The 14,365-nt window shown below is 65.3% G+C and carries 13 protein-coding genes; all 13 read left to right on the top strand.

Annotation, left to right across the window (positions count from 1 at the left end; all coding sequences use genetic code 11):
• Positions 1-507 precede the first annotated feature (507 nt).
• On the top strand, positions 508-846 hold the full coding sequence (locus ABZE94_RS03315; RefSeq protein WP_372874100.1) for a DUF190 domain-containing protein: 339 nt from the start codon (positions 508-510) through the stop codon (positions 844-846).
• Between the two features lie 204 nt (positions 847-1,050).
• The gene (locus ABZE94_RS03310) at positions 1,051-1,467 is read left to right on the top strand and encodes an NADH-quinone oxidoreductase subunit A (protein WP_372874099.1); all 417 of its coding nucleotides are present in this window, start codon (positions 1,051-1,053) and stop codon (positions 1,465-1,467) included.
• A 9-nt stretch (positions 1,468-1,476) separates the two neighbouring features.
• Positions 1,477-2,151 carry an NADH-quinone oxidoreductase subunit B gene (locus ABZE94_RS03305; RefSeq protein WP_372874098.1) on the top strand — a complete coding sequence of 225 codons (675 nt, stop codon included), beginning with the start codon at positions 1,477-1,479 and terminating at the stop codon, positions 2,149-2,151.
• Positions 2,152-2,186: 35 nt separating this feature from the next.
• Entirely contained in the window at positions 2,187-3,968 is a 1,782-nt protein-coding gene (nuoC, locus tag ABZE94_RS03300; protein ID WP_372874097.1) for an NADH-quinone oxidoreductase subunit C/D, read from the top strand.
• Between the two features lies 1 nt (position 3,969).
• The gene (nuoE, locus tag ABZE94_RS03295; protein ID WP_372874096.1) at positions 3,970-4,467 is read left to right on the top strand and encodes an NADH-quinone oxidoreductase subunit NuoE; all 498 of its coding nucleotides are present in this window, start codon (positions 3,970-3,972) and stop codon (positions 4,465-4,467) included.
• On the top strand, positions 4,464-5,825 hold the full coding sequence (gene nuoF / locus ABZE94_RS03290) for an NADH-quinone oxidoreductase subunit NuoF (RefSeq protein ID WP_372874095.1): 1,362 nt from the start codon (positions 4,464-4,466) through the stop codon (positions 5,823-5,825). Before nuoE ends, nuoF begins: the two co-directional genes overlap by 4 nt.
• Before the next feature lie 50 nt (positions 5,826-5,875).
• Positions 5,876-8,605, top strand: a complete 2,730-nt coding sequence (nuoG, locus tag ABZE94_RS03285) for an NADH-quinone oxidoreductase subunit NuoG (RefSeq protein WP_372874094.1) — start codon at positions 5,876-5,878, stop codon at positions 8,603-8,605.
• Positions 8,602-9,579: an NADH-quinone oxidoreductase subunit NuoH gene (nuoH, locus tag ABZE94_RS03280; RefSeq protein WP_372874093.1), complete on the top strand. Its 978-nt coding sequence runs from the start codon at positions 8,602-8,604 to the stop codon at positions 9,577-9,579. Before nuoG ends, nuoH begins: the two co-directional genes overlap by 4 nt.
• 10 nt (positions 9,580-9,589) lie before the next feature.
• Positions 9,590-10,138: an NADH-quinone oxidoreductase subunit NuoI gene (nuoI, locus tag ABZE94_RS03275; protein ID WP_372874092.1), complete on the top strand. Its 549-nt coding sequence runs from the start codon at positions 9,590-9,592 to the stop codon at positions 10,136-10,138.
• A 16-nt stretch (positions 10,139-10,154) separates the two neighbouring features.
• The gene (gene nuoJ / locus ABZE94_RS03270; protein WP_372874091.1) at positions 10,155-10,655 is read left to right on the top strand and encodes an NADH-quinone oxidoreductase subunit J; all 501 of its coding nucleotides are present in this window, start codon (positions 10,155-10,157) and stop codon (positions 10,653-10,655) included.
• The gene (gene nuoK, locus ABZE94_RS03265) at positions 10,655-10,963 is read left to right on the top strand and encodes an NADH-quinone oxidoreductase subunit NuoK (RefSeq protein ID WP_372874103.1); all 309 of its coding nucleotides are present in this window, start codon (positions 10,655-10,657) and stop codon (positions 10,961-10,963) included. Before nuoJ ends, nuoK begins: the two co-directional genes overlap by 1 nt.
• On the top strand, positions 10,960-12,807 hold the full coding sequence (gene nuoL / locus ABZE94_RS03260; RefSeq protein WP_372874090.1) for an NADH-quinone oxidoreductase subunit L: 1,848 nt from the start codon (positions 10,960-10,962) through the stop codon (positions 12,805-12,807). Before nuoK ends, nuoL begins: the two co-directional genes overlap by 4 nt.
• Positions 12,808-12,832: 25 nt before the next feature.
• Positions 12,833-14,365, top strand: coding sequence for an NADH-quinone oxidoreductase subunit M (gene nuoM, locus ABZE94_RS03255; RefSeq protein WP_372874089.1), 1,533 nt, complete (start codon positions 12,833-12,835; stop codon positions 14,363-14,365).

Genomic DNA, 14,365 nt, shown 5'->3' with positions numbered 1-14,365 from the left:
TGTGGGAGGGGCTTTAGCCGCGAAAGCTTTCGGAGTCCCCACAAAAAACATCGCGGCTAAAGCGGAACGCCGCCCGGCCCCTCCCACAGATACCTACAAGCCGATAGACGCAATTGCCCCCAGTTTGCTGCGCGACAGCGCGGCGTCTGGACGACGGGGAATCTCTCATCAAACAAAATATAAGTCTATGTTTTACCTGGTTTTATTCGAGGCCTTCAGGCGCTCTATGTGGAGCGTGGAAACGGTGAAACTACCCCATACGTAGGAGCGGCTTCAGCCGCGAATTCTTCGCGGCACAGCAAAGCTTCGCGGCTGAAGCCGCTCCTACAACAGCGGGCCCCGCGCGCACCCAGCTTGCTGCGCGACAGCGCTCTGTCAAAGACGGTGCGGCCCCTCCTATGAAAATTCGTGCACAGGGCAGTTCCCGAACGGCATTGCCCGCCATGGTCTATGCCGGCCGGGCGACGCTATGCTGAAAGTGTCATCGCACGCTGCGGGAGAGCCATCATGCACGGTTATCAGGTGACCTTCTTTACCCAACAGAATCGCCGTTACAAGGGCAAGATGCTCGCGGACTGGCTGGTCGCCCTGGCCAAGGAAATGCATCTGCGCGGCGCCACCCTGGTGTCCGGGATCGAGGGCTTCGGCCATACGGGCAAGCTCCATTCCTATCATTTCTTCGAGCTTGCCGATCAGCCTATGGAAGTCTCCCTGGTGCTTAGCGAAGAGGAATGCTCTCGGCTGTTCGAGCGCGTGCAGCAGGAGGATCTCGCCTTGTTCTACGTGAAGACGCCAGTCGAATTCGGCACCCTCGGCAAGCAGGCCGGGGCCGATACGACCTGTTGAAACCCTCAAGGCAGGCAGGCGCCGCACGCAGGCCCACCCTCGTCTCCGACAAGGGCACAAGACATGATCCGGGCCCCTCGAACGAGTTTTTTTCAGCAGAAAGCCACTGAGTTGCCGAACCCCGCCTAGTATTGAGTAAACCGCTGTGACGCAGTCACGGGGAGTGATGCGTCAGCAACACCCATCCTTGTCGAGGAGTACGACATGCCTGATGTGGTAGCGAGCCTGGCCCATAACTGGGGGTTTGCAATTTTTCTGTTGGGCGTAGCCGGGTTGTGCGCCTTCATGCTCGGGGTCTCCAGCCTGCTCGGCAGCAAAGCCTGGGGGCATAGCAAGAACGAGCCATTCGAGTCCGGCATCGTCTCTACCGGCGGCGCGCGCCTGCGCTTTTCCGCCAAGTTCTACCTGGTTGCGATGCTGTTCGTGATCTTCGACATCGAAGCCCTGTTTCTCTTTGCCTGGGCCATTTCGCTGCGCGAAAGCGGCTGGCCCGGTTTTATCGAGGCCCTGGTGTTCATCGTGATCCTGCTGGTCGGGCTGTTTTACCTGGCGCGCATCGGGGCGCTCGACTGGGCGCCGCAAGCGCGGCGTAAACGCCTCGCCAACCAGCACAAACCTTGAGGTGCGGGCATGCAGTACACACTCACGCGAATCGATCCCGACGCGGCCAATGCACAGTACCCGATTGGCGAGCGGGAAACCGTCGCCGACCCGCTCGCCGGTCAGGTGCACCGCAACATCTACATGGGCAAGTTGCACGAGGTGCTCAACGACTCGGTCAACTGGGGCCGCAAGAACTCGCTGTGGCCCTACAACTTCGGCCTGTCCTGCTGCTACGTGGAGATGACCACGGCCTTCACCTCGCCGCACGACATCGCCCGCTTCGGTGCCGAAGTGATCCGCGCCTCGCCGCGCCAGGCGGATTTCATGGTCATTGCCGGCACCTGCTTCATCAAGATGGCGCCGATCATCCAGCGCCTCTACGAGCAGATGCTCGAGCCAAAATGGGTGATATCCATGGGCTCCTGCGCCAACTCCGGCGGCATGTACGACATCTACTCGGTGGTCCAGGGGGTCGACAAGTTCCTCCCGGTGGACGTCTACGTACCCGGCTGCCCGCCACGGCCCGAGGCGTTCCTGCAAGGTCTGATGCTGTTACAGGAGTCCATCGGCCTGGAGCGCCGACCACTGTCCTGGGTGGTCGGCGACCAGGGCATCTACCGCGCCGATATGCCCTCGCAACGCGAGCAACGGCGCGCCGAACGCATTCAAGTGACCAACCTGCGCAGCCCTGACGAGGTCTGAATCGAGTTTTACGCTAACGGACAGCGAGCGAACGTATGACTGCATCAAGCGCCCAGCACACACCCTCGCAACCGCCTGCCACGCCTGACGTGGTCGCCGAGTTGCAGGCGCGTTTCGGCGCCGCCAGCTTCGGCGTGCAAGACACCCGCACCGGCATGCCGGTGCTCTGGGTCGAGCGCGACCTGCTGCTGCAGGTGCTGGACTACCTGCGCCATGTGCCCAAGCCCTATGTGATGCTCTACGACCTCAGCGCCATGGACGAACGCCTGCGGACCCAGCGCCGCGGCCTGCCTGCCGCGGACTTCAGCGTGTTCTACCACCTGCTGTCGATCGAGCGGAACAGCGACATCATGCTCAAGGTCGCCCTGCAGGAAAACGACCTCAGCCTGCCCAGCGCAACCCGCATCTGGGCCAATGCCGACTGGTACGAACGGGAAGTCTGGGACCTGTTCGGCATTCGCTTCGACGGCCACCCGCATCTGGCGCGGATCCTGATGCCGCCGACCTGGGAGGGCCACCCGCTGCGTAAGGACTATCCGGCGCGCGCCACCGAGTTCGACCCCTACAGCCTGTCCGCCGCCAAGCAGGACCTGGAGCAGGAAGCCCTGCGCTTCCAGCCGGAAGACTGGGGCATGCAGCGGCGCAGCGAGTACGAGGACTTCATGTTCCTCAACCTCGGCCCCAACCACCCATCCGCTCACGGCGCCTTTCGCATCATCCTGCAACTGGACGGCGAGGAAATTGTCGATTGCGTGCCGGATATCGGCTACCACCACCGTGGTGCCGAGAAGATGGCCGAGCGCCAGAGCTGGCACAGCTTCATTCCCTACACCGACCGCATCGACTACCTCGGCGGGGTGATGAACAACCTGCCCTATGTGCTGGCGGTGGAGAAACTCGCCGGAATCAAGGTACCGGACCGGGTCGACTTCATCCGCGTGATGCTCGCCGAGTTCTTCCGCATCAGCAGCCACCTGCTGTTTCTTGGCACCTATATCCAGGACCTCGGCGCCATGACTCCGGTGTTCTTCACCTTCACCGACCGCCAGCGCGCCTACCAGGTGATCGAGGCGATCACCGGCTTTCGCATGCACCCGGCCTGGTACCGCATCGGCGGCGTCGCCCAGGACCTGCCGCGCGGCTGGGACAAGCTGGTGCGGGAGTTCGTCGCCTGGCTGCCCCAGCGCCTCGACGAGTACGAGAAAGCCGCCCTGCAGAACAGCATCCTGCGCGGCCGCACCATCGGCGTGGCCGCCTACAACACCGCGCAGGCGCTGGAATGGGGCGTCACCGGCTCGGGCCTACGCGCCACCGGCCTGGACTTCGACCTGCGCAAGGCGCGGCCCTACTCCGGCTATCAGCACTTCGAGTTCGAGATCCCCCTGACAGCCAATGGCGATGCCTACGACCGCTGCACCATCCGCGTCGAGGAGATGCGCCAGAGCCTGCGGATCATCGAGCAGTGCCTGCGCAACATGCCCGCAGGCCCGTACAAGGCCGATCACCCGCTGACCACGCCGCCGCCGCGCGAGCGCATGCTGGAACACATCGAAACCCTGATCACCCACTTCCTCCAGGTGTCCTGGGGCCCGGTGATGCCGGCCAATGAATCCCTGCAGATGATCGAGGCGACCAAGGGCATCAACAGCTACTACCTGACCAGCGACGGCGGCACCATGAGCTACCGCACGCGCATCCGCACCCCGAGCTTCCCGCACCTGCAGCAGATCCCCGCGGTGATCAGGGGCAGCATGGTCGCCGACCTGATCGCCTACCTGGGCAGTATCGACTTCGTCATGGCCGACGTGGACCGCTGATATGACCGACTCGTTGATCCAAACCGACCGTTTCAGCCTCAGCGCCAGCGAACGCATGGCCATCGAGCACGAACTCGCGCATTACGAAGACCCGCGCGCGGCGTCCATCGAGGCGCTGAAGATCGTCCAGAAGGCCCGTGGCTGGGTGCCGGACGGCGCCATCTACGCGGTGGCGGAGGTGCTCGGCATCCCGGCCAGCGACGTGGAAGGCGTGGCCACCTTCTACAGCCTGATTTTCCGCCAACCGGTGGGCCGGCACGTCATCCTCCTGTGCGACAGCATGGTCTGCTATCTCCAGGGCCATGAGTCGATCCAGGCCGCGCTGCAGCAACGGCTCGGCATAGGTCTGGGCGAAACCAGCAGCGATGGCCGCTTCACCCTGCTGCCGGTGTGCTGCCTGGGCAACTGCGACAAGGCGCCGACCCTGATGATCGACGACGACACCTACGGCCACCTGGATGCCGACAATCTTGCCCGGATACTGGAGCGCTACCCATGAGCTGCGTCTCCTTGAGTACCGCCAACCACAGCCCACGCAGCGCCGAAAGCCAGCCGCTGACCTGGCGCCTGCGCGACGACGGCGAACCGGTCTGGCTCGAGCAGTACCTGCGCCAGGACGGTTATGCCGCCGCGCGCAAGGCCCTCGCCCAGTTCAGCCCGGAGCAGATCACCCAACAGGTCAAGGACAGCGGCCTCAAGGGCCGTGGTGGCGCCGGCTTCCCCACCGGGGTGAAGTGGGGGCTGATGCCCCAGAACGAAAGCCTGAACCAGCGCTACCTGCTGTGCAACGCCGACGAGATGGAGCCCAACACCTACAAGGACCGCCTGCTGATGGAGCAGCTGCCGCACCTGCTGATCGAGGGCATGCTGATCAGCGCCCGCGCGCTCAAGGCCTATCGCGGCTATATCTTCCTGCGCGGCGAATACGTCGATTGCGCCCGGCACCTAAAGCGCGCCATCGCCGAGGCCGAGGCGGCCGGCCTGCTCGGGCGCAATATCCTCGGCAGCGGCTTCGACTTCGAGCTGCTGGTGCACAGCGGCGCGGGCCGCTACATCTGCGGCGAAGAAACCGCGCTGATCAACTCGCTGGAGGGGCGCCGGGCCAACCCCCGGGCCAAGCCGCCATTCCCCGCCGTCGTCGGCGTATGGGGCAAGCCGACCTGCGTCAACAACGTCGAGACCCTGTGCAACGTGCCGGCGATCATCGGCAACGGTGTCGACTGGTACAAGGCCCTGGCCCGCCCCGGCAGCGAAGACATGGGCAGCAAGCTGCTGGGCTTCTCCGGCAAGGTCAAGCACCCCGGGCTCTGGGAGTTGCCATTCGGCATTCCGGCACGTGAGCTGTTCGAGGACTACGCTGGCGGCATGCGCGACGGCTATCGGCTGAAAGCCTGGCAGCCGGGCGGGGCCGGCACCGGTTTCCTGCTGCCCGAGCACCTCGACGCCCCCCTGTGCAGCACCGGCATCGCCAAAGTCGGCACGCGCCTGGGCACCGGCCTGGCCATGGCAGTGGACGACGGCGTCGATATGGTCGGTCTGCTGCGCAATATGGAGAGGTTCTTCGCCCGCGAGTCCTGCGGTTTCTGCACCCCCTGCCGCGATGGCCTGCCCTGGAGCGTCAAGCTGCTCGACGCGCTGCAACGCGGCCAGGGCCAACCCGGCGATATCGAAATCCTCGAGCAACTGTGCAGCTTCCTCGGCCCGGGCAAGACCTTCTGTGCCCATGCCCCCGGCGCCGTCGAACCACTGGCCAGCGCGCTCAAGTATTTCCGCAACGAATTCGAAGCGGGGATCGCGGCAACACCCGCCACCCCGCCAACGCAGGCGCCCCTGGCGAGTCAGGCCAGTGGGGCATGAATGATGAACCTTAGCCCGCCCGCTCCCATGGGCATACGAAGACTGAAGACATGGCCACTATTCACGTAGACGGCAAGGCATTCGAAGTCGATGGCGCAGACAACCTGCTCAAGGCCTGCCTGTCGCTGGGCCTGGATATTCCCTACTTCTGCTGGCACCCGGCGCTCGGCAGCGTGGGTGCCTGCCGGCAATGCGCGGTCAAGCAGTTCAGCGACGAGAACGACAGCCGTGGCCGTCTGGTGATGGCCTGCATGACCCCGGCCAGCGACAACAGCTGGATTTCCATCGACGACGAGGAAGCCCGGCAGTTCCGCGCCAGCGTGGTCGAGTGGCTGATGAGCAACCACCCGCATGACTGCCCGGTGTGCGAGGAAGGCGGCCACTGCCATCTGCAGGACATGACGGTGATGAGCGGGCACAGCCGCCGACGTTACCGCTTCAGCAAACGCACCCACCAGAACCAGGACCTGGGCCCCTTCATCGGCCACGAGATGAACCGCTGCATCGCCTGCTACCGCTGCGTACGCTACTACCAGGACTATGCCGGCGGCAGCGACCTGGGCGTGTATGGCGCCCATGAGAATCTGTATTTCGGCCGGGTACAGGACGGTGTGCTGGAAAGCGAGTTCTCCGGCAACCTCACCGAGGTCTGTCCGACCGGGGTGTTCACCGACAAGACCCACTCGGCCCGCTACAACCGCAAGTGGGACATGCAGTTCGCCCCGAGCATCTGCCATGGCTGTTCGCTCGGCTGCAACATCAGCCCCGGCGAGCGCTACGGCGAGATCCGGCGCATCGAGAACCGCTTCAACGGCGCGGTGAACCAGTATTTCCTCTGCGATCGCGGACGCTTCGGCTATGGCCACGTCAACCGCACAGACCGCCCGCGCCAGCCGATGATGATGCTGAGCAAGATGAAGATGGGCCTCGACTCGGCCCTCGATCAGGCGGCGGCGTTGCTCAGGCCGCGCAAGGTGATCGGCATCGGCTCGCCCCGCGCCAGCCTGGAGAGCAACTTCGCCCTGCGCGAGCTGGTCGGCAACGACAACTACTATTGCGGCATCGCCGCCGCAGAGCTGGAGAACCTGGTACTGATCCGCGATCTGCTGCTGAACGGGCCGCTGCCGGTCGCGACCCTGCGCGAGGTGGAAAGCCACGATGCCGTGTTCATCCTCGGCGAAGACCTGACCCAGACCGCAGCCCGCCTGGCGCTGGCCCTGCGCCAGGCGGTGAAAGGCAAGGCCAAAACCATGGCCGCCGCGCTGAACATCGCGCCCTGGCACAACGCCGCCGTGCAGAACGTCGGCCAGCACGCGCTGAACCCGCTGTTTATCGCCAGCGTCGCGGCCACCCGCCTGGATGACATCGCCGCCGAGTGCGTGCATGCCGCCCCGGTCGACCTGGCACGCCTGGGCTGCGCCGTGGCCCACGCCATCGACCCGCACGCGCCGGCGGTGCATGACCTGCCAGGCGACGCCGCCGAACTGGCGCAGCGCATCGCCGCGGCCCTGCTCGAAGCCGAGCGCCCGCTGCTGGTCTGCGGCGCCTCGCTGGGCTGCTCCGCGCTGATCGAGGCGGCCGCGAATATCGCCAACGCCTTGCACAATCGCGGCAAAAACGCCGCCATCAGCCCGGTAGTTGCGGAAGCCAACAGCATGGGCCTGGCGCTGCTGCTCGACGAACGGCTCGGCGAACAGTCGCTGGACGCCGCCTTGCAGGCCCTGAGCAGCGCTCAGGCCGATGCCGTGGTGGTGCTGGAAAACGACCTCTATCGCCGCGCCGGCAGCGCCAGGGTCGACGCCGCGCTGCAGGCCGCCAAGCTGGTGATAGTCGTCGACCATCAACACACGCCAACCAGCGCCAAAGCGCACCTGCTGCTGCCCGCGGCCAGTTTTACCGAAGCCGACGGCACCCTGGTCAGCCAGGAAGGCCGCGCCCAGCGTTTTTTCCAGGTCTTCGACCCCGGCTACTACGACGCCGACAACCTGGTGCGCGAGAGCTGGCGCTGGCTGCATGCGCTGCACAGCACCCTGCTCCGCAAACCGGTCGACTGGACCCAGCTGGATGAAGTCACCGCCGCCTGCGCGGCCAGCAACCCCCTACTGGCGCGAATCGGCGAAGCCGCGCCGAACGCCTCGTTCCGCATCAAGGGCCTCAAGCTGGCGCGCAAACCCTTGCGCTACAGCGGCCGCACCGCCATGCGCGCCAACATCAGCGTGCACGAGCCGCGCACCTCGCAGGATCAGGATTCGGCCCTGGCCTTCTCCATGGAAGGCTATTCCGGCAGCCAGGAACAGCGCCAGCAGATTCCCTTCGCCTGGGCGCCGGGCTGGAACTCGCCGCAGGCATGGAACAAGTTCCAGGACGAAGTCGGCGGCCATCTGCGCGCCGGCGATCCGGGCGTGCGCCTGATCGAAAGCAAAGGCACGCCCTTGCCCTGGTTCGCCGTGCCCGCCGCGTTCGAGCCGGCACCTGGCACCTGGCAGGCCGTGCCCTTGCATCACCTGTTCGGCAGTGAAGAAACCTCCGCCCGCGCCGCGCCGCTGCAGACGCGCATCCCGCCGCCCTATGTGGCGCTGGGCAGCGTCGACGTCGAGCGCCTCGGTCTTGGCGAGGGCGCGTCAGTGGCATTGACCCTCGACGGTCAGCTGCTGCGTCTGCCGTTGCGCCTGTGTGACGAACTGGCCAGCGGCCTGATCGGCCTGCCGGTCGGCTTGCCCGGAATCCCGGCGGTGATCGCCGGCGCCGTTGTGACGGAGTTGCAGGAGGCGACGCCATGAACTGGTTGACCCCCGACCTGCAGGCGATCCTGCTCGCGGTATTCAAGGCCGTGGTCATCCTGCTCAGCGTGGTGATTCTCGGTGCCCTGCTCAGTTGGGTCGAACGCCGCCTGCTCGGGCTCTGGCAGGATCGCTACGGGCCCAACCGGGTTGGCCCGTTCGGTATGTTCCAGATCGCCGCGGACATGCTCAAGATGTTCTTCAAGGAAGACTGGACGCCGCCGTTCGCCGACCGGTTGATCTTCACCCTGGCGCCGGTGCTGGCCATGAGCGCGCTGCTGATCGCCTTCGTGGTGGTGCCGATCACCCCGACCTGGGGCGTGGCCGACCTCAACATCGGCCTGCTGTTCTTCTTCGCCATGGCCGGTCTGTCGGTGTATGCGGTGCTGTTCGCCGGCTGGGCCAGCAACAACAAGTACGCCCTGCTCGGCAGTCTGCGTGCCTCGGCGCAGACGGTGTCCTACGAGGTGTTCATGGGCCTGGCGCTGATGGGCGTGGTGGCCCAGGCCGGCTCGTTCAACCTGCGCGACATCGTCGACTACCAGCACCAGCACCTGTGGTTCATCATTCCGCAGTTTCTCGGTTTCTGTACCTTCTTCATCGCCGGAGTGGCGGTCACCCACCGCCACCCGTTCGATCAGCCGGAAGCCGAACAGGAACTGGCCGACGGCTACCACATCGAGTACGCCGGGATGAAATGGGGCATGTTCTTCGTCGGCGAATACATCGGCATCGTGCTGATCTCGGCGCTGCTGGTGACCCTGTTCTTCGGCGGCTGGCACGGCCCGCTGCTGCCGCCTTTTATCTGGTTCGCGCTGAAGACCGGCTTCTTCATCATGCTGTTCATCCTCCTGCGCGCCTCCATCCCGCGGCCGCGCTATGACCAGGTGATGAGCTTCAGCTGGGTCTTCTGCCTGCCACTGACCCTGCTCAACCTGCTAGTGACCGGCGCCCTGGTACTGGCCGCCGCCTGAGGAGTACGCCATGTTCAAGTACATCGGACATATCCTGCATGGCACCTTCAGCCAGTTGCGCAGCCTGCTGCTGATCTTTGCCCATGCCGGGCGCAAGCGCGACACCCTGCAGTATCCCGAGGAGCCGGTATACCTGCCGCCGCGTTACCGCGGGCGCATCGTGCTGACCCGCGACCCGGACGGCGAGGAGCGCTGCGTGGCCTGCAACCTCTGCGCGGTGGCCTGCCCGGTGGCCTGCATCTCCCTGCAGAAGGCCGAGAGCGCCGATGGGCGCTGGTATCCCGAGTTCTTCCGCATCAACTTTTCGCGCTGCATTTTCTGCGGCCTGTGCGAGGAGGCCTGTCCGACCAACGCCATCCAGTTGACCCCTGACTTCGAGATGGCCGAGTTCGATCGCCAGCAGCTGGTCTACGAAAAGGACGACCTGTTGATCGCCGGCCCCGGCAAGAACCCGGACTACAACTTCTACCGGGTCGCCGGCCTGGCCATCGCCGGCAAGCCCAAGGGCGCGGCGCAGAACGAGGCCGAGCCGGTCAACGTCAAAGGGTTACTGCCATGATGCCGAGGAGCCGCTGATGGAGTTCACCTTCTATTTCGCCTCCGGTATCGCGGTGCTCGCCACCCTGCGGGTGATCACCAATCTCAACCCGATGCACGCCCTGCTTTACCTGATCATCTCGCTGCTGGCGGTGGCGATGTGCTTTTTCGCCCTCGGTGCGCCTTTCGCCGCCGCCCTGGAGGTCATCGTCTATGCCGGGGCGATCATGGTGCTGTTCGTCTTCGTGGTGATGATACTCAACCTCGGCCCGGCGGCCATCGAACAGGAGCGCCGCTGGCTGACCCCGGGCATCTGGATGGGGCCGGCGCTGCTGGCGCTGTTGCTGCTCGGCGAATTGCTCTATGTGCTGTTCGGCACGCCCAGCGGCGCCGTGCTGGGCACCCAGATGGTGGAGGCCAAGGCCGTCGGCATCAGCCTGTTCGGCCCCTATCTGCTGGTGGTCGAACTGGCCTCGCTGCTGTTGCTGGCGGCGCTGGTCGTCGCCTTTCACCTGGGCCGCTATGAGGCGAAATCATGATCGCGTCGATCCCGCTGGAACACGGCCTGGCGCTCGCCGGCGTGCTGTTCTGCCTGGGCCTGGCCGGCCTGATGGTGCGGCGCAACATCCTCTTCGTGCTGATGAGCCTGGAAATCATGATGAACGCCGCGGGCCTGGCCTTTATCGTCGCCGGCAGTCGCTGGGCCCAAGCCGATGGCCAGGTGATGTTCATCCTGGTGATCACCCTGGCGGCCGCCGAAGCGGCCGTCGGTCTGGCCATACTGCTGCAGCTGTACCGCCGTTTTCGCACCCTGGACATCGACGCTGCCAGTGAGATGCACGGATGAACCTTCTCTACCTGACGCTGCTGTTGCCCTTGCTGGGTTTCTGCCTGCTGGCCTTCTCCCGCGGACGTTTCGCGGAACCTCTGACGGCGCTGATCGGCGTCGGCTCGGTGGGCCTCGCCGCCCTGGTCGGCCTGCTGGTCGGCTGGCGGTTCATCGCGACCCCGCCAGCCGACGGCGTCTATGTGCAGGTGCTCTGGCAGTGGCTGGCGGTAGAAGGCTTGACCCCGAGTTTCGCCCTGCACCTGGATGGTTTGTCGCTGACCATGCTCGGAGTGGTCACTGGCGTGGGTTTTCTGATCCACCTGTTCGCTTCCTGGTACATGCGTGGCGAGGAAGGCTATTCGCGGTTCTTCGCCTACATGAACCTGTTTATCGCCAGCATGCTGCTGCTGGTGCTCGGCGATAACCTGCTGCTGCTGTATTTCGGCTGGGAGGGCGTCGGCCTGTGCAGCTACCTGTTGATCGGCTTCTACTACCGCAACCCGGCCAACGGCGGCGCGGCGCTCAAGGCGTTCATCGTCACCCGCATCGGCGATGTGTTCATGGTGCTGGGTCTGTTCGTGCTGTTCCATGCCTTCGGTACCCTGAATATCCAGGACATGCTGGCGCTGGCGCCGCAGAAGTTCGCCAGCGGCGATCCGCTGCTGACCACCGCGACCCTGCTGCTGCTCGGCGGCGCGGTGGGCAAGTCGGCGCAACTGCCGTTGCAGACCTGGCTGGCCGACGCCATGGCCGGCCCGACCCCAGTCTCAGCGCTGATCCACGCGGCGACCATGGTCACCGCCGGGGTCTACCTGATCGCCCGTTGCCACGCGCTGTTCAGCCTGACGCCCCTGACCCTGGGCCTGGTCGGCCTGGTCGGCGGCGTGACCCTGCTGCTGGCCGGTTGCGCCGCCCTGGTGCAGACCGACATCAAGCGCATCCTCGCCTACTCGACCATGAGCCAGATCGGCTACATGTTCCTCGCCCTCGGCGTCGGCGCCTGGCAGGCGGCGATCTTCCACCTGATGACCCATGCCTTCTTCAAGGCCCTGCTGTTCCTCACCGCCGGCGCGGTGATAGTCGCCTGCCACCACGAGCAGAACATCTTCAGGATGGGCGGGCTGCGCAAACCGCTGCCGCTGGCCTACCTGTGCTTTCTGGTCGGCGGCTCGGCACTGGCCGCCCTGCCCCTGGTCACGGCCGGCTTCTACTCCAAGGATGAAATCCTCTGGGAGGCGCTGGCCAGCGGTAATCAGCTGCTGCTGCTGGCCGGACTGGTCGGTGCGGTGCTGACCTCGCTGTACAGCTTCCGCCTGATTTTCATCGTCTTCCACGGCCCGCAGCAGACCCAGGCCCACGCGGGCAAGGGCATCGCCTACTGGCTGCCGCTGACGCTGTTGATGCTGTTGTCGACCTTCGTCGGCGCGCTGATCGAGCCGCCCCTGGCCGGGGTGCTGCCAGACAGCGTCGGCCATGCCGGTGGCGCGGGCAAACACAACCTGGAGCTGTTCTCCGGCTTCATCGCGGTGCTCGGCATCGGCATCGCCGCCCTGCTGTTTCTCGGTCGGCGCGAGCTGGTCCGGCGTCTCGCCGCCAGTGCCCCGGGGCGCTTCTTCTGCACCTGGTGGTTCGCCGCCTGGGGCTTCGACTGGCTCTACGACCGGTTGTTCGTCAAACCCTACCTGTGGCTCTGCCGGCTGCTGCGGCGTGATCCGTTCGACCGCAGCATCGGCCTGTTGCCACGTCTGGCGCGGGTTCTGCATCTGCTGCTCAGCCGCAGCCAGACCGGCCAGTTGCGCTGGTATGCGTTGAGTCTGGCCGGTGGCACGGTGTTGCTGCTCGGCCTGTTGAAAGTGCTCTGATCATGGAACCAAGGAGCGTGACCGCGTGATTCTGCCCTGGCTGGTCTTGATTCCCTTTATCGGCGGCCTGCTCTGCTGGCTCGCCGAGCGCCACAGCAGCACCCTGCCACGCTGGCTGGCGCTGCTGACCATGGGCCTGGTGCTGCTGATCAGCCTGTGGCTGTGGCAGCAGGGCGACTTTCAGTTGGCGCCGAGCGCCGGCAGCGAACCGGCCTGGGCGCTGGAGTTCAAACAGCCGTGGATCACGCGCTTCGGCATCAGCCTGCACCTGGCGCTGGATGGCCTGTCGCTGCTGATGATCCTGCTCACCGGCCTGCTCGGGGTGCTGTCGGTGCTCTGTTCCTGGCGGGAAATCCAGCAGCGGGTCGGTTTCTTCCACCTCAACCTGATGTGGATTCTCGGCGGCGTGATCGGCGTGTTCCTGGCCCTGGACCTGTTCCTGTTCTTCTTCTTCTGGGAAATGATGCTGGTGCCGATGTACTTCCTCATCGCCCTGTGGGGTCACAGCGCGGCGGACGGCAAGACCTCGCGGATCAACGCGGCGACCAAGTTCTTCATCTACACCCAGGCCAGCGGCCTGATCATGCTGGTGGCGATTCTCGGCCTGGTATTCGCCAACTTCCACGCCAGCGGCGTGCTGACCTTCGACTACGCCCTGCTGCTGCAGACCAAACTCGACCCGGCGGTCGAATACACCCTGATGCTCGGTTTCTTCATCGCCTTCGCCGTCAAGCTGCCGATGGTGCCGCTGCATTCCTGGCTGCCGGATGCCCACGCCCAGGCACCGACCGCCGGTTCGGTGGACCTGGCCGGGATCCTGCTGAAAACCGCGGCCTACGGCCTGCTGCGCTTCGCCGTGCCGCTGTTCCCCAATGCCTCGGCCGAGTTCGCCCCGATCGCCATGGGCTTCGGCGTGCTGGGCATCGTCTACGGCGCCCTGCTGGCCTTCGCCCAGACCGACATCAAGCGCCTGATCGCCTACACCAGCGTGTCGCACATGGGCTTCGTGCTGATCGGTATCTATGCCGGCACGCAGCTGGCGCTGCAAGGCGTGGTGATCCAGATGCTCGCCCACGGTCTGTCCGCCGCCGCGCTGTTCATCCTCTGCGGCCAGCTCTACGAGCGCCTGCACACCCGTGACCTGCGCGAGATGGGCGGCCTGTGGGGACGCCTGAATTACCTGCCGGGGGTGATGCTGTTCTTCGCTGCCGCCTCTCTGGGTCTGCCCGGCACCGGCAACTTCGTCGGCGAATTCCTGATCCTGCTCGGCACCTTCAAGGTCGCCCCATCGATCACCGTGATCGCCGCCGGCGGCCTGGTGCTCGCCTCGGTGTATGCGCTGATCATGATTCAGCGCGCGTTCTACGGCCCGGCCAAGGCCGAAGGGCCACTGCCGGGGCTGGATGGTCGCGAGTTGAGCATGATGCTCGGCCTGATCGGCTTGCTGCTGCTACTCGGGGTCTATCCGCAGCCGGTGCTGGACACCTCGGCGGCGAGCATGCACGGCGTTCAGCAATGGCTGGCCACGGCCTTCTCTCAACTACTTTCGGCCCGGTAG

The sequence above is a fragment of the Pseudomonas sp. genome, assembly GCF_041601375.1.
Lineage (GTDB): Bacteria > Pseudomonadota > Gammaproteobacteria > Pseudomonadales > Pseudomonadaceae > Aquipseudomonas.
The sequence above is the reverse complement of the archived record's forward strand: the minus strand, read 5'-3'. Positions and strand labels throughout refer to the sequence as shown.

Coding starts and splice junctions, on each gene's coding strand:
- ABZE94_RS03315 (WP_372874100.1), top strand. CDS start 508: ATGCACGGTTATCAGGTGACCTTCTTTACCCAACAGAATCGCCGTTAC.
- ABZE94_RS03310 (WP_372874099.1), top strand. CDS start 1,051: ATGCCTGATGTGGTAGCGAGCCTGGCCCATAACTGGGGGTTTGCAATT.
- ABZE94_RS03305 (WP_372874098.1), top strand. CDS start 1,477: ATGCAGTACACACTCACGCGAATCGATCCCGACGCGGCCAATGCACAG.
- nuoC (WP_372874097.1), top strand. CDS start 2,187: ATGACTGCATCAAGCGCCCAGCACACACCCTCGCAACCGCCTGCCACG.
- nuoE (WP_372874096.1), top strand. CDS start 3,970: ATGACCGACTCGTTGATCCAAACCGACCGTTTCAGCCTCAGCGCCAGC.
- nuoF (WP_372874095.1), top strand. CDS start 4,464: ATGAGCTGCGTCTCCTTGAGTACCGCCAACCACAGCCCACGCAGCGCC.
- nuoG (WP_372874094.1), top strand. CDS start 5,876: ATGGCCACTATTCACGTAGACGGCAAGGCATTCGAAGTCGATGGCGCA.
- nuoH (WP_372874093.1), top strand. CDS start 8,602: ATGAACTGGTTGACCCCCGACCTGCAGGCGATCCTGCTCGCGGTATTC.
- nuoI (WP_372874092.1), top strand. CDS start 9,590: ATGTTCAAGTACATCGGACATATCCTGCATGGCACCTTCAGCCAGTTG.
- nuoJ (WP_372874091.1), top strand. CDS start 10,155: ATGGAGTTCACCTTCTATTTCGCCTCCGGTATCGCGGTGCTCGCCACC.
- nuoL (WP_372874090.1), top strand. CDS start 10,960: ATGAACCTTCTCTACCTGACGCTGCTGTTGCCCTTGCTGGGTTTCTGC.